Annotated in this window: 14 protein-coding genes; 8 read left to right on the forward strand and 6 right to left on the reverse strand. The window is 75.1% G+C overall.

The features are described from left to right. Positions 1-197 precede the first annotated feature (197 nt). Positions 198-1,415: a cytochrome P450 gene (locus ACIQUR_RS31055; protein WP_403671471.1), complete on the forward strand. Its 1,218-nt coding sequence runs from the start codon at positions 198-200 to the stop codon at positions 1,413-1,415. 7 nt (positions 1,416-1,422) lie between these two features. Further along, entirely contained in the window at positions 1,423-1,617 is a 195-nt protein-coding gene (locus tag ACIQUR_RS31060) for a ferredoxin (RefSeq protein WP_403671474.1), read from the forward strand. 86 nt (positions 1,618-1,703) lie between these two features. Here the strand turns inward: ACIQUR_RS31060 and ACIQUR_RS31065 are convergent, their stop codons facing one another. Both ACIQUR_RS31065 and ACIQUR_RS31070 read right to left on the reverse strand, forming a co-directional pair. Further along, positions 1,704-4,970, reverse strand: a complete 3,267-nt coding sequence (locus ACIQUR_RS31065) for a TIM-barrel domain-containing protein (RefSeq protein WP_403671477.1) — start codon at positions 4,968-4,970, stop codon at positions 1,704-1,706. A 215-nt stretch (positions 4,971-5,185) separates the two neighbouring features. Beyond that, the gene (locus tag ACIQUR_RS31070) at positions 5,186-5,704 is read right to left on the reverse strand and encodes a MarR family winged helix-turn-helix transcriptional regulator (RefSeq protein WP_403671480.1); all 519 of its coding nucleotides are present in this window, start codon (positions 5,702-5,704) and stop codon (positions 5,186-5,188) included. Between the two features lie 89 nt (positions 5,705-5,793). On the opposite strand from ACIQUR_RS31070, the gene ACIQUR_RS31075 reads away from it, so the two are divergent. After that, the gene (locus ACIQUR_RS31075) at positions 5,794-6,303 is read left to right on the forward strand and encodes a cupin domain-containing protein (RefSeq protein ID WP_403671483.1); all 510 of its coding nucleotides are present in this window, start codon (positions 5,794-5,796) and stop codon (positions 6,301-6,303) included. 91 nt (positions 6,304-6,394) lie between these two features. Here ACIQUR_RS31075 and ACIQUR_RS31080 read toward each other — a convergent pair whose 3' ends face one another. Next, positions 6,395-7,954 (reverse strand): alpha/beta hydrolase, encoded by a 1,560-nt coding sequence (locus ACIQUR_RS31080; protein WP_403671485.1) that lies wholly within the window; start codon positions 7,952-7,954, stop codon positions 6,395-6,397. Between the two features lie 379 nt (positions 7,955-8,333). Here ACIQUR_RS31080 and ACIQUR_RS31085 point away from each other — a divergent pair, with 379 nt between their 5' ends. From ACIQUR_RS31085 to ACIQUR_RS31095, 3 genes are all read left to right on the forward strand, one after another. Beyond that, positions 8,334-12,242: an NB-ARC domain-containing protein gene (locus tag ACIQUR_RS31085; RefSeq protein WP_403671488.1), complete on the forward strand. Its 3,909-nt coding sequence runs from the start codon at positions 8,334-8,336 to the stop codon at positions 12,240-12,242. A gap of 152 nt (positions 12,243-12,394) precedes the next feature. Then, positions 12,395-13,225 (forward strand): hypothetical protein, encoded by an 831-nt coding sequence (locus ACIQUR_RS31090; RefSeq protein ID WP_403671491.1) that lies wholly within the window; start codon positions 12,395-12,397, stop codon positions 13,223-13,225. A gap of 178 nt (positions 13,226-13,403) precedes the next feature. Further along, positions 13,404-13,934, forward strand: a complete 531-nt coding sequence (locus tag ACIQUR_RS31095) for a DinB family protein (protein WP_403671521.1) — start codon at positions 13,404-13,406, stop codon at positions 13,932-13,934. Between the two features lie 19 nt (positions 13,935-13,953). Here ACIQUR_RS31095 and ACIQUR_RS31100 read toward each other — a convergent pair whose 3' ends face one another. Continuing rightward, complete coding sequence (locus ACIQUR_RS31100; RefSeq protein ID WP_403671494.1) at positions 13,954-15,213, reverse strand: MFS transporter; 1,260 nt, start codon at positions 15,211-15,213, stop codon at positions 13,954-13,956. A gap of 69 nt (positions 15,214-15,282) precedes the next feature. Here ACIQUR_RS31100 and ACIQUR_RS31105 point away from each other — a divergent pair, with 69 nt between their 5' ends. Beyond that, on the forward strand, positions 15,283-15,957 hold the full coding sequence (locus ACIQUR_RS31105; RefSeq protein WP_403671497.1) for an HAD family hydrolase: 675 nt from the start codon (positions 15,283-15,285) through the stop codon (positions 15,955-15,957). Positions 15,958-16,039: 82 nt separating this feature from the next. Here the strand turns inward: ACIQUR_RS31105 and ACIQUR_RS31110 are convergent, their stop codons facing one another. Both ACIQUR_RS31110 and ACIQUR_RS31115 read right to left on the reverse strand, forming a co-directional pair. After that, positions 16,040-17,695: a serine/threonine-protein kinase gene (locus ACIQUR_RS31110; RefSeq protein WP_403671500.1), complete on the reverse strand. Its 1,656-nt coding sequence runs from the start codon at positions 17,693-17,695 to the stop codon at positions 16,040-16,042. Between the two features lie 158 nt (positions 17,696-17,853). After that, positions 17,854-18,834 (reverse strand): LysR family transcriptional regulator, encoded by a 981-nt coding sequence (locus ACIQUR_RS31115; protein WP_403671503.1) that lies wholly within the window; start codon positions 18,832-18,834, stop codon positions 17,854-17,856. A 133-nt stretch (positions 18,835-18,967) separates the two neighbouring features. Between ACIQUR_RS31115 and ACIQUR_RS31120 the strand changes: the two genes are divergently transcribed. Next, positions 18,968-21,154, forward strand: coding sequence for a M4 family metallopeptidase (locus ACIQUR_RS31120; protein WP_403671506.1), 2,187 nt, complete (start codon positions 18,968-18,970; stop codon positions 21,152-21,154). Positions 21,155-21,320: the final 166 nt, after the last annotated feature.

The following is a 21,320-nucleotide window of genomic DNA, read 5'->3' on the forward strand; positions in this document are numbered from 1 at the left end:
CCGGTGTCAGCCCGCCGCCCGCCTCCGCGCGCGGGGCGACCGTGCGCCCGTACGCCTTCCGGGGGAACCGTGCGGTTTGGCCGGATGTGGCATGGGCGGGATAGGTGCCTGAGGCATGTAATGGGCGGGTCCGGGCCGTGGGGCTGATCCTCCGCGGCCGGCCAGGCGAGACGGACCCGTGTTTGCGAGGTTGCGCGATGACGACCGAGACGACCACCGAGACGACTGAGACCGTTGCCTTCCCCCAGGACCGCACCTGCCCCTACCACCCGCCCACCGGCTACCGGCCGTTGACCGAAGGGCCGCCGCTGTCGCGGGTGAGCCTGTACGACGGGCGCGCGGTGTGGGTGGTCACCGGGCACGCCGAGGCCCGTGCCCTGCTGTCGGACGGGCGGCTGTCGTCCGACCGGCAGAACGCGGCCTTCCCCGTCCCCTCGGCGCGCTTCGTCGGGGTGGCGCGCACGCGCCGGGCGGCCCTGCTGGGCGTGGACGACCCGGAGCACCAGGCCCAGCGGCGGATGCTCATCCCCAGCTTCACCCTGAAGCGCACCGCGGAGCTCCGGCCGCGGATCCGGCAGACCGTGGACCGGCTGATCGACGCGATGACCGCCGGCGGCGCGCGGGAGGCGGAGCTGGTGGGGGCGTTCGCGCTGCCGGTGCCGTCGATGGTGATCTGCGCGCTGCTCGGAGTGCCGTACGAGGACCACGAGTTCTTCGAGGCGCAGTCGCGGCGGCTGCTGCGCGGGGCCGGCCCGGCGGACGTCGAGGACGCGCGGGACCGCATCGACGGCTACCTGCGGGAGCTGATCGGGCGCAAGCGCGTGACGCCCGGCGAGGGGCTGTTGGACGAGCTGATCGCGGAGCGGCTGGAGACCGGGCTGACGGACGTGGAGGAGCTGGTCTCGATCGCGGCGATCCTGCTGGTCGCCGGGCACGAGACCACCGCCAACATGATCTCCCTGGGTACCTACACGCTGCTGCGGCACCCGGAGCAGCTGGCAGAACTGCGCTCCGACCCCTCGCTGTTGTCGGGGGCGGTGGAGGAGCTGATGCGGTTCCTGTCCATCGCGGACGGGATGCTGCGGGTGGCGACGGAGCCGGTCGAGGTCGGCGGGGTGGTGATCCGGCCGGACGAGGGGGTGGTCTTCGCCACCTCGGTGATCAACCGCGACGCGGCCGTGTACCCGGACCCCGATGTCCTGGACTGGCACCGGCCGGCCCGCCACCATGTGGCCTTCGGCTTCGGCATCCACCAGTGCCTGGGCCAGAACCTGGCCAGGGCGGAGATGGAGATCGCGCTCGGGACGCTCTTCGCCCGGCTGCCGGGGCTGCGGCCGGCGGTGGCGCCCGAGGAGATCTCCTTCAAGCCCGGCGACACGATCCAGGGGATGCTCGAACTCCCCGTGACCTGGTGAGGTCCCCATGCACATTTCGATCGACTCGGGGCGGTGCATCGGCGCCGGCCAGTGCGCGCTGACCGCGCCCGCCGTGTTCACCCAGGACGACGAGGGGGTCAGCGCGCTGCTGCCGGGCCGTGAGGACGGTGCCGGGAGTCCCCTGGTCCGGGAGGCCGCCCGCGCCTGCCCGGTGGGGGCGATCGCGGTACGGGAGGCCTGACCGGCCGGCGGGAAGTCGGCGCCGCGCCGTCCCGGGTGGGGTCCGGGGCGGCGCGGCGGGTGGGGGGTGGTGCGGGGTCCCGCGGCTCAGGAGCCGCTGGACCACCGCTGGGCGGCGCTGTTGTCACAGGCCGAGCGGGTGAGTTTGCTGCCGCCCGCCGAGCCGGAGGCGGCCAGGCACTGGCCGGCGTTGCGGATGCTGCCCTGCGGGCCGAGCGCCCAGCTCTGGCCGGCGCTGCCGTCGCAGGTCTGGATGGTGATCCGGGCGGCGGCGGCCCCGTCGAGGCAGACGCCGCTCAGACCGGTGAGCCGGCCGTCCTGGTGCAGGGTCCAGCGCTGGTTCTGGCCGCCGTGGCAGCCGTACAGGGTGGGTTCCGTGCCGGGGGTGGTGGCGCTGTGGGGCAGGTCGACGCAGGTGCCGGAGGCGGCGTTGACCAGCGTGGCGTCGGCCGGGAGCGGGACGGCCCGGCCGGTGGCGGTGATCTCGGCGGCGCTGGTCCAGGGACCGCGGCCGCCTGCCTCGGTGAGGGCCCTGAGCCTGAGGTACCGGCCCGCTTTGGCGGCCAGGGGTACGTTCTTCAGCGCGGCGGTGTCGGCGAAGGTGCCGGTGGCCACGGGGGTGCCCCAGGCGGAGGTCGTGTCGGAGACGTAGACCTCGTACTGGCCGATCCGGCCGTTCACCCCGCCGTCCTGCCGGGGCAGGTAGCCGAGGCCGTCGACGGTGTAGCGGGCGCCCAGGTCGATCTGGATCTCGTGCGGCAGGGCGGCGGCCTTCCCTGAGGACCAGGCGGTGTGCCAGAGGGTGCCGGCGTTCCCGTCGACGGCGTTGGCGGCCGCTCCGTTCTCCGCGGCGGTCTCCTGGCTGTCGGCGTGGGCCACGGACCAGCCGGAGTTCGGGATCGGCTGCGAGCCGGGAACCGCGTCCGCGGCGGGGATCCGGGTGCCGGTGGCGGTGACCGTGAAGGCGCCCGCCTTGCTGCCGGTCTTCACCCAGAGGATCCCGGCCCGGTCGGCGGGGTCGAAGTACCAGCCGGTGGCCGCCGCGTCGTACGCGCTCTTCGAGGCCAGCGCGGGGAGCGCGGACCCGTCGGCGGCGACGGCCGAGGGGGCGGCCGCGACGTGCAGGCTCAGCTCGTAGCCGCGGGAGGCGGGCTTGCCGGCGTACGAGCCGTTGGCGGCGCCGACCGCGACGGTGACGTCACCGGTGCCGGCGGCGGGCGCGGTGACGTCCACCCTCTGGCGGGCGTAGGCGCCGGTGAGGTGGGCGCGGGTCAGGCCGTCGTCCTCGTACAGGGTGAAGGCGGACGCGCCGCGGGGGTGGATGTCGTAGGTGAGGGTGGAGACGGGCTTCTCGCCGGCGTGGTTCATCTTCGGCCACATGGGGACGATGGCGCCGCCCTTGACGAAGAGGGGGAGCCGGTCCAGGGGCGCGCTGTAGCCGTTGAGCCAGCCGGGGCCGGCGTAGGTCTTCCCGGTCCAGTAGTCGGTCCAGGTGCCCGCCGGGAGGTAGATGCCGTCGCGGGTGGTGGTGTCGGAGACCACGGGCGCGACGAGGAAGGAGTCGCCGGCCAGGAACTGACCGCTGGTCAGGTTGCCGCGGGCGACCGGGTCGTCGGGGTACTCCAGGACCATGGCGCGGGTGCTGGGGACGCCGGTCTCGTGGGCGGTGCGGCTCATCGTGTAGAGGTACGGCGTCAGCCGCATCTTCAGCTGGAGGTACGTGCGGTTGATGGACAGGTACGGCTCGGCGAACCGCCAGGGCTGCTTGTCCTGGTAGCCGGCGGACGGGTTGGTGGCGCCCCAGCCGGACATGGTCATGAAGGCGGGGGTGAAGGCCTTCCACTGGAGGTCGCGGACGTACGTCTTGGGGCTGCCGCCGAAGATGCCGTCGACGTCGCCGGCCGCGTAGTTGAGCGCGGAGAGGCCGGCGCCGGTGATGGCGGGGACGTGCCAGCGCATGTCGTCCCAGGTGCCGTACGTGTCGCCGGTCCAGACGACGGCGTTGCGCTGGGTGCCGGCCCAGCCGTCGACGGTCCAGACGAAGCGGCGGGCGTCGGAGTTCTTCTCGATGCCGTCCACGGCCTGCTTCACGCCGTCGAAGGCGTACTTGTAGCCGCTGCCGATCCACGCGACGTCGGTCTTGACGCCCCGGGTGCCGGCGGTGCCGACCTCGTCGGCGATGCCGGAGAGGCCGGTGGAGGTCCACAGGCCGGTCTGGAATCCCTTGGCCTTGAGCGCGTCGACGGTGGACTTGAGCGGCTGGGTGTAGCCGCAGCCGTAGCCGTCGTTGGGCAGGAACCAGCCCGAGGGCATGTCCGCGGCGCGGGCGTCGGCGGCGTAGCCGACCACGTCGGGGGTGGTCTGGTGGCGCAGCCGGTTGTGGTCGCCCTGGTAGTCGGGGTTGGAGGCGTTGAAGCAGTCGGCGTTGCCGAGTTCGAAGCCCCAGACCGGTGCCATGAAGGGCTTGCCGCTGACGTCGGTGTACGCGTCGAGGACGCCCTTGAGGGAGTCGCCGGTGAAGTACCAGGCGTCGAACCGGGTCTCGTCGTGGGTGAAGGCGCCGGGCGCGGTGAAGGCGTACGAGCCGGGGGCCCAGGTGTTGCGCATCACGCCGTAGCCGTTGGTGGACATGTAGAAGGGCGCGGGGCTGGCGTTGTTGTTCTCGCGCCAGCGGTTGTCGACGGCCACCGGGACGGTCTTGCCGCGCAACGCCCATTCGCCCAGGCGCAGGCCGGTTCCGTAGAACTGCTCGTCCGGGCCCTGGGCGAGGTACTGGGTGGTCTTGCCGCCGGACCAGGTGGTGGCCTGGGTCTCCTGCCAGACGGGGGTGGTGTTGTCGGCGCGGTAGACGGAGAAGCGCAGCGGCGACTTGTTGACGCGGATGGTGAGGGAGGGGGTGTTGATGCGGTAGTAGGTGCCGGCGTCCGCCGAACTGGTGACCACGGACCCGAAGTCGGTGGTGACGGCCAGGTCGGTGCCCGCGGGGTCGTTGGTGAACGCGCCGTCGGGCGAGAGCCAGATGCGGAAGATGTCGGCGCGGGCGACGACCACACGGGCCCTGGCGGCACTGGAGGTGGTCACCGTGAAGGTGTTGCCGGACTGGGTGATCCCGGTGGCGTTGCCGGCCGAGGCGGCGGCGGCCGGGGCGGCGGGGCCCGCGGTGACCAGGGCCGTCGCGGCGAGGGCGGCGGCGAGCGCGGTGCCGAGGGCGCGGCGCATGCGGCCGGGGCGGGGGCCGGACCGGGTCCGGGTGGCGGACGGGGTCCGGGTGGTGGAGCGGGGGCGGGGGGCGGGCGGGGTGGGTGTGCCGGGGCGCGGGCGGCCCCTTCGTGCCAGGCGTTGACCGAGTCCCATGGGGGCAGCTCCTCATGCGGTCCGGGGCCGGGGGAAGACGTGGCGCGGCGGTCGTGGGCACGGCGGAGCGAGCCCTTCCGCACCACGGCCGTGCGATTGGCATGCGCCTGGCAACATAGCGCGCGAGGGCCGCACTGTGTAAGAAGTTGTTCGAAGCGCCTTTGAAACGCGCAACTTCAAGCATGTCGAGCGGACGTGAACGCGGTGACGGAGACTCAGGAACCGGCGACCGGCCCTTCCTCCACTCCGGCCAGCAGCTTGCGCAGCAGGACGTCGAGCACCGCACGTTCCTCGCCCACCAGGGGCGCGAGCAGCGCACCCTCGTTCGCGGCGTGGGCCGCCACGACCGCCTCCGTCAGCTCGCGGCCGGCCGGGGTCAGGGCCACCTTCACGCTCCGGCGGTCCTCGGGGTCGACCCGGCGCCGGACCAGACCGGCCGATTCCAGCCGGTCGATCCGGCTGGTGATGCCGGCCCGGGTCATCAGCAGGGCGTCGGCGAGCGCGGACGGGATCAACTCGTACGGGGCGCCGGACCGGCGCAGGGTCGCGAGCACGTCGAACTCGCCCCTGCGCAGGCCGTGCGCGGCGAAGGTGGCCTCGACCCGCCGCTCCGCGAGCAGCACGAACCGGCCCAGCCGGGCCGCGATCCCCATGGCCTCCAGGTCCAGCCCGAGCCCCGGGCACTCGCGCTCCCACTGGCCGACCATCGTGTCGACCTGGTCCTTTTGCGTCATGTACGCCAGTCTATTCGGAAGCTGATAGTTAGAGGGCTTACTATCAGGGAACGAATCACCCTGGATCCGAAGAGGGAAGGGGGACGGCGATGACGCTGCCCGGACCTGCTGCCGTAGTCGTACGCGACGCCGAGGCGGAGGTGGTGCGGATGCTCGGCGGGCACGGCCGCCTGCTGGCGGACGCGGACGCCACCGAGGGCGCGCTGAGCACGATGCGGGTGACGCTGAAACGGGGCGCCGACGGTGCCACCCCGCACTACCACGGGGGCTCGTCCGAGCTGTTCTTCGTCATCTCGGGACGGGCCCAGGTGTTGACGGGCGAACGGGTGGTGACGGCCGGCCCGGGAGACCTGGTGGTGGTGCCGCCCCACCTGCCGCACGCGTTCGCCGCGGCGCCGGACTCGCCGGTGGACCTGCTGATCGTGATCGCGCCGGGCGTGGAGCGCTTCGAATACTTCCGGCTGCTGGAGCGGGTGGGCCGCGGCGAGGCGTCGGTCGAGGACGTGCGGGCCGCGCAGGACCGCTTCGACAACCACTTCCTCGACTCCACCGCCTGGCACGCCGCCCGCGCCGCGGCCCGGGACACTCCGGCCGGCTGAACCGGCGCCGGGCGCGCGGCCGCGTGGGTCGGGACGGCCGGGCACGCGTGGGCGTGCCCGGCCGGAAGGGAGGGCCGGTGGCCGCGACCGGCTAGAACGCCGGGAAGGGCTGCGGCTTCGGCAGCGGTGCCTCCACGCGGGCACCGCCGTCACCGGCCGTGCGGCAGGTGAGGTCGCGCGCCGGGAGCTTGCCCGTCACCAGGTAGGAGGTGACCGGCGCGTTGGCGCAGGAGGCGCGGTCGAAGAGGTAGACGCCGTGGCCGACGCCGCCCTCCGCGAGGATCATGCGGGAGCCCTTGAGGGCGCGGTGCAGACCCTTGCCGCTGGCCAGGGGGGTCTGCGAGTCCCACTCGTTCTGCACGGTGAGGACCGGGGCCTTGACCGTCATGGGGGTGGCGGCCTCCAGCGGCTTCTTCCAGAAGGCGCACGGCATGATGTTGGAGGCGAAGTCGCCGTACAGCGGGTAGCGCGCCTTGTCGCGGACGGCGTCCCGGCGGTACTGCTCCGGGTCGCGCGGCCAGGCGGCCGTGTCGCCGCACAGCACGCTCCAGAAGGACGCGGTGCCGTTGTCGTCCGGCACGCCCGCGGCGCGACGGTCGGCCGCGGGCCGCTGCTGCGGGAGGACGCCCGCCGGCAGCCGGACCTGCCGGGAGCCGTCGGCGGCCTGCTTCAGGGCGGAGACGAACTCGGCCGCCTCCCTGACGCTGAAGAACACCGCGCGGGCCGAGCGGATGTCGTCGCCGGTCAGCTTCGTGCCGTCGATCTCGATCGGGGTGCGGTCGGCGCGGGCGACCAGCCCGTAGAAGGTCTTGCGGACCGCGGCGGGCGTGCCGCCCAGCTTGTACTGGGTGCTGCGCCGGGCCGTCCACTTGGTCCAGCGGGTGAACGCCGGCTCCGTGCCCGAGGCCCAGACCTGGATCATGCCGCGCCAGGCGCGCGCCGGGTCCACGCCGCTGTCCAGGACGAAGCGGTCGGTGCGGGCCGGGAACAACTGGCTGTAGACCGCGCCCAGGTAGGTGCCGTACGAGTAGCCGAGGTAGCTGATCTTCTTCTCGCCCAGCAGCACGCGGATGGTGTCCATGTCGCGGGCGGTGTTGCGGGTGGTGATGTGGGGCAGCAGGTCGCCCGCCTTGGCCCGGCACTTGGCCGCCACCGACTTGGACCGGGCGACGTCGGCGGCGAAGGTCTCGCGCTTGTACGGGCGCAGCCAGTTCTGCTCGGCTTCGGTCAGGCCGCAGCCGACCGGGGTGCTGAGGCCGACACCGCGGGGGTCGAAGCCGATGAGGTCGTACTTCTCGGCGACCTTCTCGGGCAGTTCGCCCCGCATCAGCAGCGGCAGGTCGAGGCCGGTGCCGCCGGGGCCGCCGGGGTTGAGCAGCAGCACGCCGTGGCGCTTGGCGGGGGTGGAGGTCTTCAGTCGCGAGATGGCCAGGTCGATCTTCCGGCCCTCGGGGTGCCGGTAGTCGAGCGGCACCTTGACGGTCGCGCACTGGTACGCGGCGGGCTGCGAGGAGTCGCAGCGGTGCCAGGCGGGCTTCTGCCGGAGGTACTCGGGCGTGGTGGCGGCCGAGGCCTGCGCGGGGGCGAGCGCGGGGATGGTCGTCGCGAAGAGGCCCGCGGCGAGCAGCGGTGCGAATCGTCGCATGCGCACGAAAGCCGTTCCTTTCGGAGATGTGTGGACGAGACCACCCTGTGTCATGCACCGGGCAGCGCGAATCATCCCGAGGGGTCGGGCCGTGTACTCCTCACGATGGAGCGCGGTTTCGGCCAACCACCGCGATCCAGCCGAATCCTGACGCACGGGCAGGATCGGCGCCGCCGCCCGTGACCCCGCCTCGCCCGCCTCGTTGATCCGGCTGGTCAGCGAAGTGGGAAAGGCCCCGCCCCCAGTCATCCGGGGACGGGGCCCTTCCGTCTGCCCTGCACGTGACCTCGACGGTGCGGACCCGAGGCGGCACGCCCGCCCCACGTTCCCGGCGCCGCTGTCGTGATCCGCCGCACGGCAGCAGGACACGGCCCGGGGGTGTGCGATGCGGGGCGCCGGAAAGGCCACGACACTGGCGGTCCTGGGCGCGGTGCTCGCCGTGCTCGCCTCCCTGGCCGCCAACGCGGCGACGTCCGCCGACCGTTGGCCCGGCCCGCTGGACCTGCTGCGCCGGCACTCCTGGCCCTCGGTGGGCGCGCTGGCCCTGCTCGCCGTCCTCGTCGCCGTCGTGACGGCGGTACGCGGGGACGGCGGCGCGGCACCCGCCGGCGACCCGCCCCCGCCCGCGCCCCCGGCCGTACCCGCATGGGTGGTGGACCGCAGGGAGGGCGCCCGGGCGGTCGCGGCGGTCTGCCGCCGGCCCCGCGGGGGCGGCCGGGGGCGGGCCGGCCGCCGTACGGTCGGCATCACCACCTCCCTCGACGGCGCGGGCGGCTTCGGCAAGACCACCCTCGCCACCGTGGTCCGCGCCAGCGGCCGGGTGCGCCGGCACTTCCGGGGCCGGGTCTACACGGTGACCATCGGCCGGGACGTGCGCGGGCGGGCGGCCGTGGCCGCGAAGGTCGCCGAGGTCACCCGCTTCATCACCGGCGACAGCACCGCCTTCGACGACCCGGCCCTGGCCGGCGCCCACCTGGGCCGGCTGCTCGACCAGCGGCCGCGTACCCTGCTGGTCCTCGACGACGTGTGGGAGCCCGAGCAGCTCGAACCGTTCCTGCTCGGCGGCGCCCCCTGCGTCCGTCTGGTCACCACCCGGGTGCCGGCCGTACTGCCGCCCGGCACCCGGCGCGTCCGGGTGGACGAGATGTCCCCCGCCCAGGCCCGTGCCGTACTCACCCACGGGCTGCCGCCGCTGCCCCCGGACACGGTGACGGGCCTGCTGCACGCCACCGGCCGCTGGGCCCTGCTGCTGCGGCTGACCAACCGGCTGATCGCCCGCCGGATCGCGACCGGGGGCGAACCCGCGGACGTGGCCCGGGCCGTGCTGCGGGCCCTGCGCGACCGCGGGCCGGCCGCGGTGGACGGGCCCGCGGCTCCGCGCGGGACCCCGCTCGACCTCGACGACCCGGCCCGCCGGGCCCAGGCGGTACGGGCCACCGTGGAGGCGGCGACGACCCTGCTGCCGGCGGGCGGCGCCCGGCGCCTGGCCGAACTCGCCGTGTTCGCCGAGGACGAGGCCGTGCCCGTGCCCCTGGTCGCCCGGCTCTGGGCGGCCACCGACGGCCTGGAGGAGGAGGCCGCACGGACGCTGTGCGCGCAGCTGGAGGCCCTGTCGCTGGTGGCCCTCAACCCGGAGCGCGGGGGCCGGATCTCCCTCCACGACGTGCTGCGGGACTACCTGCGGAGCGAGCTGGGGGCGTCCGAACTCCGCGTGCTGCACGGGCTGCTGGTCGACACGGCGCGGGACGGTGCGGCGGGACCCGAGGCGGACGGCGTGCCCGCCGGCGCCCCCGGGGCCGCGACCTCCGGCGCGGCGGTGGGCACCGCGGCCGTCCCGCAGCCGGCCGGCGGTGCGCGGAACCGGCCGCGCCCCGCCCCGTGGGACCTGCCCGACGGCTACCTGCACGACCACCTGGTCGAGCACCTGCTGGGGGCCGGCCGGACCGCCGGCGCGGAGGCGCTCGCCGGGGACCTGCGGTGGGTCGAGTCCCGGCTCCTCCGCCGGGGGCCGACCGCGCCCTGGGCCGACCTGGACCGGATCCCCACCGCGTCGGCCGCCGCGCTGGCCCGCGACATCACCCGGGTCGCCCACCTCCTGACACCGACGGAGCCGGCCGGGGCGCTGGTCCAGGTGCTGCACAGCCGGCTGGCGCCACTCCCCCACTGGGGTCCGCAGGTCGCGGCCCGCGAACCCCTGGTTCCCCGGCCGCGGCTGGGCAACCGGTGGGATCCGCCGGACCTCCCCGAACCCGCGCTGCGGCGCACGCTGCTGGGCCACGACGGCGGTGTGACGGGCCTGGCCGCGTCCCCCGACGGGGAGTGGCTGGCGTCGGTGGGCCTCGACGGCAGCGTACGCCGCTGGGACGCGCGCAGCGGCCGCGAGCTGGACCGGCGCGACCACGGGCACCCGCTCACCGCGCTCGCGGTGGCCCCGGACGGCACCTGGCTGGCGGTCGGCGACGCGCACGGGGCGGTGCTGCTCTGGTACGTGGAGCGGGGCGGGCCGCTGGTGCGGCGCGTGCGGCCGGTGCCGGGCGGCGGTCCGGTACGGACCCTCGCGGCGGTGCCGCGGAGCAACGGCGGCGTGTGGCTGGCCGTGCTCGACGCCGCCCAGCGGGTGGTGACGCTCTGGGACCCCGCGACCGGGCGGAACACGGGCCGCCTGGAGGCGGACGAGGACGTGGTGGGGTTCGCGGCCGCGCCCGACGGGAGCCTGCTGGCCACCACGCACCTGGGGGGCAGGACCCGGCGGTGGGACGGCGGGACGCTGAGCGAGGTGGGGCCCCGGTACGGGAGCCACGCCACCACCTGGGCCAGGGTGGCGGTCGTGCCCCGGAGCGGGCGGACGGAACCGGCGGCGGGTGCCCCGGCGGCTTCCGGCCCGACGGCCGGCGCGCCGTCGGTGCTGCTCCTGGGAGCGGAGACCGGACGGACGGCGCTCGAGGGCTGCGACCACACCGGCCGTGAGCGGCACCCGGACGCCCACGAGGGGCCCGTCCTCGCCCTGGCCGCCGGGCCGCACGGCCGCTGGCTGGCCTCCGGCGGCCAGGACGGCGCGGTCCGCTTCTGGGCGCGGCACGACGGACCGGGGGCGGTGGACGGCACGCGGGACGGCGCGGGTGCCGTGGCGCGTACCCGGGACGGGGGCGTACGAACCGAACTGCGCGCCCACGCCGGGCAGGTGGACGCCCTGGCCGTGGCCCCGGACGGCGAGTGGCTCGCCAGCGCGGGCAGCGACGGGGCGGTGCGGATCTGGGACGCGCCGGTCACCGGCGCGTCCGGTCCGGCACGGGCCGACGGGCGGGCGGCGCCGGACCGGCGGGCCGGCGCCCCGGGCGCTCCCCGGCAGCGGGGCACCGAACGGCCCCGCGCCGGCCGCCCGGCGGCCGACCGGCCGGAGCCGCTCGCCCTCGTGGCCGTGCCGGCGGACGGCGCGCGCTTCCTCACCGCCGACCGGCACCGCGGCGCGGTGCGCGTCTGGACCCTCGACGGGCGCGGCTCGGCGCACGACCCCGGGTACGGCGGCGGTGAGCGCTGGCTGGCGGTCACCCCGGACGGGGCCCCGGTCTCGCTGGACTCCCACGGGGTCGTGTCGGTGGCCGGGGCCTACCTGCAGCCAGCGCTCCCGGTGACGGCCTGCGCCCTCTCGGGGGACGGCCACTGGCTCGTGGCGGTGGACCGGCAGGGCACCGTACGGCTCTTCGACCTCCGGACCGGTACCGGCCTGCGCGACCACCGGGCCGGCCTGCGCGACCACTGGGCCGGCCAACCCGGCCCCGGACCGGACGACTTGTACGACCGCAGCACCGAGGTGCGCACCCACGTGCCCCGGCGCCCCGGGCCGGCGTTCGCCGCCGCCTTCGCGCGGGACGGCAGCCGGTACGCCACCGCCGACGCCGACGGCGTGGTGCGGGTGCGGGACCGGGAGACCGGGCGGTGTACGGAGTACCGCGGCTTCGGCCACCGGCCGGGGCCGCTGGTCCTCGCGCCCGACGGGTCGTGGCTCGCGTGCGGCGACGGACCGGACGTACGGCTGAGGCGCGGCGGGTCGGGCGATCTGCTGTGCGGCCACACCGGGGCGGTGCTTTCGCTGGCCGCGTCCCCCGACGGGGCCTGGCTCGCGAGCACCGCCGACGACGGCGCGCTGCGCATCTGGGACGCGGTGTCCGGCCGGGCGGTGGCGCTGCTGCGCACGGAGGGTCCGCTCACCGGCTGCGACTGGACACCGGACAGCCGGACCGTCGTCGCGGTCGGCCAATGGGGCCCGCACGTCTACGCGTTCGAGCCCGGGTGACCGGGACGGCGGGCGGGCCGGGCCCGAGTGGGCCTGTCGGGTGAGGGCGGAGCGATTCTGCGACGGACGGGCGAGGGTCGGCTCCCCGGGGGCCCGGAGCCACGGGATATCCAGGGATCTCTCTCCCCCCACACACACGGACAGAGGTCGCCATGAGACTCCCCCGCCCGCTCCTTCTCGCCGCCGTCGCACTGCTCGCCGTCGGCGGGACGGCCGCCGCGACACCGCGGCCCGCTGCGGCTCCGGCGCGCGTCGCCCCCGCGCCGGCCGCGGAGACGCTCACGTACGTCACCGGCGCGCGCGTGGCGATCCCGTGGGAAATCCCCACTCCGCTGCGCAGGGCGACGGTCTCCTGTCCGGCCGGCCAGGTGCCGGCCAGCGGGGGCCTGGTCGGCTACCCCGACCGGTTCCAGTTCACCGTGACCAGCTCCTACGCCGAGGGCCGGAGCTGGATCATCACCGGGCGGGGCGAAGAGGCCCTGTCCAGCGGGGAGATCGCGGCGACGGTCGTCTGCTCGTCGGCCCCGCACCACCAGGTCTTCGGCGCCCGTGTCGACCTGGCCAAGGACGAGACGAAGATCATCCGGCAGCCGTGTCCCGCGGGCGAGGTGCCCACGGGCGGCGGCGGCCGCGGATCGGGGCCGGGGGTGATGCTGAAGACCTCGATGCCCAACCTCCACACCTGGGAGGCGTGGTACTACAACAACACCGGAGCCGCGCACCACGTGGAGCCCTTCACGGTCTGCTCCGCCGCACCCCACCACGTCGTCGTCGGACGGGCCGGCAACGTCACGAAGTGGGGAGGCACCGGAACCTCCGTCGTCCAGTGCCAGGCCGGCTCCCGGGTGAAGGGAGGCGGCGGGAACAGCACCTCCACCGTGCTCATCCACTCGTCGTTCGAGGGCAACGGCTGGCGCGTCCACAGCAGGAACCTGACGGCCGAGACCCAGCAGGTCACCGCCCTGGCGGTGTGCGCCGACTGAACCGACCGGGGCGGACCGCGCGGGCGCCCGTCCGGCGCCCGTCGGTCGCCCGCACGGTCCGAAATCCGGTTGCGCCGGCACCCCGCGCGGGGTGAGGCTCCCGGGCATGTCCGAAGCCGCAGCACGCCCCGCACACCCCGTACCGCCGTCCCGGGAGAGGAACTTCGCCTGGTCCAACATGTTCGTGCGGCCCGAGGACGACCCGCGTACCGACGGCGCGGGCCCCGGGGCCACCGAGCGGCAGGTGCTGGTCACGTACCTGCGCGACCAGCGGCTGACGCTGGAGCTGAAGTGCGCCGGCCTGGACGCGGAAGCGCTGGCCCGACGCGCGGTGCCGCCCTCGAACCTGTCGCTGCTGGGGCTGGTGCGTCACCTGGCCGGGGTGGAGCAGTTCTGGTTCCGGCAGGTGATGGCCGGGGAGGAGGTCGCGGGGCGGCACTTCCGGCCGACCGGCGAGCTGGGCTCGGAGTTCGACGGCGTGACCGCCGACCCCGCGGCCGTCGCGGAGGCCTGGGAGACCTGGCGGGCCGAGGTCGCCTTCGCGGAGCGGTTCGTCGAGCGGGCCCCGGACCTGGGCCTGCCGGGCGCGGGCGGCGACGAGCCGGTCAGCCTGCGGGAGGTGCTGGTGCACATGATCGAGGAGTACGCGCGCCACAACGGCCACGCCGACTTCCTGCGGGAGCTGATCGACGGACGGGTGGGGCAGTAGCGGCGGGCCGGCGAACCGGTCAGCCCGTCGCCTCCGCGGCGACCCGCGGCTGCGGCCGGGTGCGTACGCCCCAGCGGGCCAGGGCCGGGCCGGCCGCCCCCAGCGCCGCGAAGAACGCCGCCAGCAGGAGCCAGCCCGCCGTGCCGAGGCCGAGGACCACCGTGGTGAGGATCGCGGGCGCGAGCGCCTGGCCCGCGCCGAAACCGAGGCCGAGGACGCCCTGGTACTGGCCCTGGGCGTGGTCGGGGGCCAGGCCGAAGCCCAGGGCGAAGCCCGCCGATGACTCCCAGACCTCGCCCAGGCTGTGCACGAAGACCGCCGCCAGGACCAGCCCCGCGGCCGCCCAGACCGGGGTGTGCGCCGCCAGCGCCATCATCGGGCAGCTGACGAGGAAGAGCAGCCCCGCGGTGCGGAACGCCCGGCCACCCTCCTGTGGGGTTTCGATGCGCGAGCCGATCCTGGTCTGCATCAGCACGCAGAAGCCGGAGTTGACGGCGAACAGCGCGGCCACGGTCCAGCGCGGCGCCTCGGTGTGCCCGGAGATCCAGATCGGCAACAGCAGGGAGACCACGGGGTACTGGAGTCCCATGGCCCCGTACAGGGCGGTGAAGGCGAGGTACGGACGGTCCCTGGAGGCGATCCAGCGCGGCTGCTGCGGCGGCGCCGCCCGCACCGGATAGCGGGGCAGCAGGAGGAGCAGCGCCCCGCACAGGGCGAAGCTCGCGGCGTTGCCGAGGACCAGCGCGACGTAGGCGCCGCGGGTGTCCGCCGCGAGTGCCAGCCCGGCACCCACCGTGCCGAGGATGACGCCCAGGTTGACGAAGGTGCGCAGCTTCGCGCGGAACAGGGCGGGACGGTCGCCCCCGACCCGGACCACGAGGGCGCCCCAGGCCGCCCCGCCGACCGCCGCGGCGATCTGGTCGACCGTCGCGATGGCCGTGAGCGCGGCCCAGCTGTCGACGAGGACGAGGGCGGCCATCGCCACCGCCTGGACGGCGAGGGCCGCCATCATCACCGTGCGGGCGCCCCGCCGGTCGGCGAGGTGCCCGCCGGGTATGCCCGCGCCCAGGCCGATCAGGCCGGCGATGGTCAGGGCGGCGCCCACCTGCACCGCGGGCAGGCCTACGACCAGGGTGAAGTAGAGGGCCGACGCCGCGTTGAAGAGGCCGTTGCCGACCCGGTTCACGAAACTGGCGGCGACCAGCACGCGCTCCGGCCCGGTGTCCCCCGCCAGCCGGCCGATCCGGCCCGTCCAGCCCGTCCCACTGTCCTTGATCATGGACGGCAGGCTAACAACGGGCCCGGGGCCGGCCGGGACCGCACCCGCGCCGGTGACATGATCATCGTCATGTCCGACGAACACCACCCCCTCCCGGCCCCCACCGCCCCCGCCCGGTACGTGCTCTTCGACGTGGACGGCACGCTCGTCGACGCCCTGGCCAACCAGCGGCGGGTCTGGCACACCTGGGCCGCCGGCCACGGACTGGACCCGGACGCCGTGTACCGGACCGCCCTGCGGACGCGGCCCCTGGAGACCTTCGCCGAGGTCGCGCCCGGCCTGGACCCGGGGGCGTGCCTCGCCGAACTGCACGCCCTGGAGGACGAGGACGTGCGCACCGGGGAGTACGGGGCGTACGAGGGTGCCGCCGGCCTGCTGCGCGCCCTGCCCGCCGGGTCCTGGGCGCTGGTGACGTCCAACTACGAGCACCGGGTGCGCGGGCGGTTCGCGCGTACCGGGCTGCCCGCCCCCGGACTGGTGGTGGACGCGGCCGCGGTCGAGGAGGGCAAGCCCTCCCCCGTGCCCTACCTGCGGGCGGCGGCGCTGCTGGGCACCGAGCCCGCGCACTGTCTGGTGGTCGAGGACGCGCCGTCCGGGATCACGGCGGGCCTGCGGGCCGGGATGACGGTGTGGGCGGTCAACACCCCCGAGCCGCCGGCGGGCGGCGCCCACCGGCACTTCCGCACGCTGCGCGAAGCCGCACCCGCCATCGCGGCGTTCATCGCGCGCGGCGCGCCCCGCTGAGCCCGGGGCCGGGCGCCGCCCTGAGCGTCCGGCCGGACGCCGCGCGGGCGGGGTGCGCCGGCCTCTCCCGCGACGGCGGCGGTCACGGAGAAAACGTACGCCAGCCGCGGGTGATCTCCTCGCGGACCGCTCCCGGATCGGGCGTGGTGTGGCCCGGTCCGGGGGCGAGCAGGGCGAGGAGCGCCGCTCCGTCGGCCGGGCGGCGGGCGGGGTCGGTGTCGAGGGCGCGCTGGACGACGTCGGCGAGGGCCGGTGCGAGGGCGCGGACCGCGGCGGTCGCGGCCGGGTCCGGCCCGGTCTCGGTGATGCGCCGGTACACCGCTCCGATGCCCGTGCCGGCGAACGGGCTCTCGCCGTGCGCGGCGGCCACCACGCAGCAGGCCCAGGCCCACACGTCTGCGGCCGGGCCGGCCGGCGGCCCGTCGAACTGTTCCGGCGCCATGTAGGTGAGCGTGCCCGGCGAGGCCCCGGTGCGCGTCAGCCGCGTACCGTCCACGAGGGCGGCGATGCCGAAGTCGAGCAGCCGCGGACCCGCGCTGGTCAGCATGATGTTGGCGGGCTTGAGGTCCCGGTGGACCAGGCCCCGCCGGTGGACGGCGTCGAGGGCCGTCGCCAGGGCGAGGGCGAGAGCACGGAGCGCCTCCGGCGAGCGGACCGGGCCCTCCTCGCGCAGCCGGGCGTCGAGCGGGCGGCCGTCGAGGAGTTCCATGGCCAGGTAGGGGCGGCCCTCGGCCACTCCGGTGTCGAGGACGCGGGCGGTGTACGCACCGGAGACCATGGCCAGCACCTCGGCCTCGCGGGCGAACCGGCGCAGCAGCTCTGCGTTTCCCAGGAGTTCGGGGTTGAGCGTCTTGAGGGCGACGCGGGTGGCGGAGCCCTCACGGCGGGCGAGGTACACGGTGCCCATGCCGCCCGACCCGATCCTGCCCAGCAGCCGGTACTCGCCGATCTCGCGCGGCTCGTAGGGGTGGAGCTCCCGGTGCCCCGCCGGCTGCTCCCCGGCCGCCGCGTCGCCGGCGCCCGGGTGGCGGTCCGGCACCGGGGACGTCGGCGCGGCGTACACCGGTACGGGCGGCACGCCGGCCGGCACCACGGACGGTACGGGCGCCCCCTGGGACGGCACCTCCACCCCGCGCTCCGGTGCCGGCGGCCCCGCCCCGTCGGGGTCCGGAGCCCCGTGGCGCAGGCTCGCTCCGAACGCGACGGCCTGGAAGGCGAGGGCCGCGAACACGAGCCCCACCGGCGTCACGACCACCAGCGCGGCGGCGGACCCGAGGAAGCCGCACACCACCCGTACCCGGGTGCGCGGCGAGGCCCAGGCCCCGGCCGGCATTCCGCGGGTGAGCAGGTTGCGCCGCGTCAGGAACCACAGCAGCACGGTCAGCGCCACCCCGGCCACCCCCGCGACGGCGAAGTTCGTGTACAGCGAGACGTGGTCGTTCGCGATCTCGGCTGCCACGGTGCCCAGGTCGAGCGGGTTCTCGGGCCACAGGGCGACCGACGCGCCCCGCAGGTCGACGGGCCACCGGGTGTGGGGCAGCAGCGCCGTCAGCACCCCGGCGCCGGCAAGGAGCAGCAGGCCCTCCAGGAAGGGGATCGCCCAGTCCGGTGCGGCGGCCACCGGGGTCCCGGAGGAGGCCGCCCCCTCCCGCTGTCGGAACGCCCGTTGGGTGCGGAGCAGCAGGGGCAGCGACACCAGCCGGACGGCCAGCGCGCAGCCCGTGATCGTGAGAGCCACCCCGACCCACTCATCGCCCGTGACGGCAGGTCCCTCCGCGACGAACCAGCCGTTCAACTCGCCCCCCGTTGCGCACCGTTCCGCACGACGGCGCGAGTATAGGCACAGCACAGCACGACGGTCCTGTCCGGATCGTCGTCGCGCCTCGCGGAGCGGGCTCAGGGTGCGACGGGTTCGTCCCGGTCCAGGGGCGGGTGGACCTCCGGGTGCGCGTCCCACCAGGCCCGGTGGAAGGCGTTGTTGTCGACGTTGGCGAGGTACGCGCGTGCCGCCGCGCGGTAGAGCAGGTCGGCCTGGGCGGCGGAGACCGCCGAGCGGTTCCAGGCCAGCCGGATGCGCCCGGTGACGGGGGCCCCGACGAGCGGGCGCATCACCGTGCCCTCGGCCGTGGGCGCGGACGGCTGGCTCAGGGAGACCGCACGGCCGGCGGCGATCAGGTCGTAGTGCATCTTGCGGTCGGTGATCCGGTAGCGCAGCGACGGCGTGAAGCCGGCCTTCGCACACGCCGCGACCAGCGCCTCCGGTCCGCCGTCGTCGTCCTCGACCAGCGTCATCCACGACTCCCCGGCCAGATCGGCGAGTTCGACGCTCTCCCGCGCGGCGAGGCGGTGCCCGGCGGACATCCGTACGCAGAACGGCTCGCGGGAGACCAGCGTCCTGGCCAGCACCCCCTCCGGCAGCGGCACCTCGTGGTCGTTGACCTCGCCGTACAGGATCGCGTCGTACCGCCCGGCGCCCAGCAGCCGGGCGAGCGCGGTGACCGAGTCCTCGAGGTCGACGGTGACCTCCTGACCCGCCAGGGTCAGGTCGATCTCCTCCAGCAGCCCGTCGAGCAGGACGAGCAGGATGCAGCCCAGGCGCAGCGGGGTGCCGGGGGCGGCGGCGCGGGCGCCCGCCGCGAGCTCGTCCATCTCGTTGAGCACCCGGCGGGCCTTGTCCAGGACGAACTGGCCCAGCGCGGTGGGTTCCACGCCGTGCCGGCCGCGCACGAAGAGGTCGCCGCCGGCCACCCGCTCGATCCGGCGCAACTGGGCCGAGAGGGCGGGCTGGGACACTCCGAGCCGGGCGGCCGCGCGGCCCAGACTGCCCGCTTCCGCTATCCGGCAGACGGCCTGAAGATGCCTCAATTCCAGCTGCATTTCAGCAGCGTACGCAGCACGCGGGCGGCACACCATAACTCCGGTGTTATGCCGTGCGGGATGTCCCTATCCGGTCATGTCCACGCCCATACTCGGCGGCGACCGCAGACTCCCCCCACGAACGGAGTGGACGTTGCACCGCACCAGACTGACGGCGGCCGTCGCCGCGATGGCGCTTTCCGCGGGCCTCGCGGGCGCCCTCACCGGCACGGCGTCAGCCACGCCCCGGCAGCAGCCCGTGCCTCCCCAGCACGGCAGGTCGCTCGCCCTCGCCGCCGCCGACCGCGCCGCGGACAGCGGCCTGGACGCCCTGCGCCACGGTGCCGACGAGGAACTCGTCCGCACCTCCGTGACCCCCTGGGCCAACGGCCTCTACTACGCCGGGTACCAGCGCACCTACCGCGGCCTCCCGGTGGTCGGCGGCGACGCCGTGGTCCTCACCGACAGCACCGGCAAGGTACGGAACGTCGCCGCCGCCCCCGCACCCGCCATCAAGACCGGCACCAGGGCCACCGTCTCCGCCGCGGCGGCCACCGCCACCGCCCGCAGGCAGCTGGCCCGGACCGAATCGGCCACCAAGCCCGCGCTGACCGTCCTCCTCAAGGACGGCAAGGCGCTGCTGACCTGGCACACCCGGGTCTCCGGCCGGACCGCGAAGAACGCCCCGAGCGTGCTCGACACGTACGTGGACGCACGCACCGGCGCCATCGCCCGCGCCACCGAGAAGGTCTCGCACGCCGACGGCCGCGGCCACCACAACGGCAACGTCACCATCGACACCGCCGCCTCCTCGATGACCGACCCCAACCGCTCGGGCTTCCGGTGCGGCGGCCAGAACGGCAGCGCGTACACCGGGTCCTCCCCGTGGGGCAACGGCGGCGCGAACGACCTGGTGACCGCCTGCGTCGACATCATGTACGCGGCCCAGCGCGAGTCCGACATGCTCAAGCAGTGGTTCGGCTACAACGGCATCAACGGCCAGGGCGGCATGGTCCCGGCCCGCGCCGGCCTCACCGAGGTCAACGCCTACTACGACGGCAGCAAGACCACCTACGGCCGCAACCAGAACGGCACCAACCAGCTCACCGGCATCGACGTGGTCGCCCACGAGTACGGCCACGAGATCTTCGACAAGACCCCGGGCAGCGCCGGCAACAGCAACGAGAACGGCGGCCTCAACGAGTCCACCGGCGACATCTTCGGCGCACTCACCGAGCACTTCGCCAACAACCCGAACGACACCCCGGACTACACGGTCGGCGAGAAGCTCAACTTCCTCGGCGACAACAAGCCGATCCGGTACATGTACAACCCGTCCCTGCACAACAACGACCCCAACTGCTACAACCAGCTGACCTCGAACACCGAGGTGCACGCGGCGGCCGGCCCGCAGAACCACTGGTTCTACCTGCTGGCCGAGGGCTCCAACCCGGGCGGCGGCAAGCCGTCCAGCCCCATATGTTCCGGCGGCCCCTCCTCCGTGACGGGCATCGGCATCCAGAAGGCCGGCAAGATCTTCATGGGCGCCCTGCTGAGCAAGACCTCGTCCTGGAACCACCTGGCCGCCCGCAAGGCGACGCTCGCCAGCGCCAAGAACACCTACGGCAGCACCGAGTGCCTGGCGGTCAAGGCCGCCTGGGACGCCATCCGGGTACCGGCCCAGTCCGGTGAGACGGACTGCGGCGGCACCCAGAACCCGGACTTCTCGCTGGCCCTGAACCCGGCGAGCGGCTCGGTCCAGCCCGGCTCCTCGGCCACCTCCACGGTCTCCACCACCACGACCGGGGGCAGCGCGCAGACCGTGCAGCTCTCCGCGAGCGGTGCCCCCTCGGGCGTGACCGTGTCCTTCAGCCCCTCGTCCGTGACCTCGGGCAACTCCTCCACGATGACCGTGGCGGTCGCCGCAGGGACCGCCAACGGCACGTACCCGATCACGGTCAAGGGCACCGGCTCCACCCAGCACACCGTGACCTACACCCTGACCGTCGGCAGCACCCCGCAGCCGGGGGGCTGCGAGGACGCCGAGAACACCTACCAGGGCACGCTGAGCCAGGGCCAGGCCCAGGCACAGCCCAACGGCTCCTACTACTACTCGGCCACCTCGGGCACCCACACGGGCTGCCTGCGCGGGCCGGCCGGCACGGACTTCGACCTCTACCTCCAGAAGTGGAACGGGTCGGGCTGGGCCGACGTGGCGGTCTCCGGCAGTGAGGGCGCCGACGAGGACATCACCTACACCGGCACGGCGGGCTACTACCGGTACGTGGTCCACGCGTACAGCGGTTCCGGCTCGTACACGCTGGGTCTGAGCGCGCCGTAACCGACCGAGACGGCGCTTGCAAGGGGGAGGGGTGCCCCCGGCCGGGATCCGGCCGGGGGCACCCCGCCGTCCGGGCCGGGACCGCCCGGACGTACGGGCCGGGACCGCCCGGACGTCCGGGCCGGGACCGCCCGGACGTACGGGCCGGGACCGCCCGGACGTACGG

It is taken from the genome of Streptomyces sp. NPDC101132, assembly GCF_044759225.1.
In the GTDB taxonomy this organism is placed as follows: domain Bacteria; phylum Actinomycetota; class Actinomycetes; order Streptomycetales; family Streptomycetaceae; genus Streptomyces.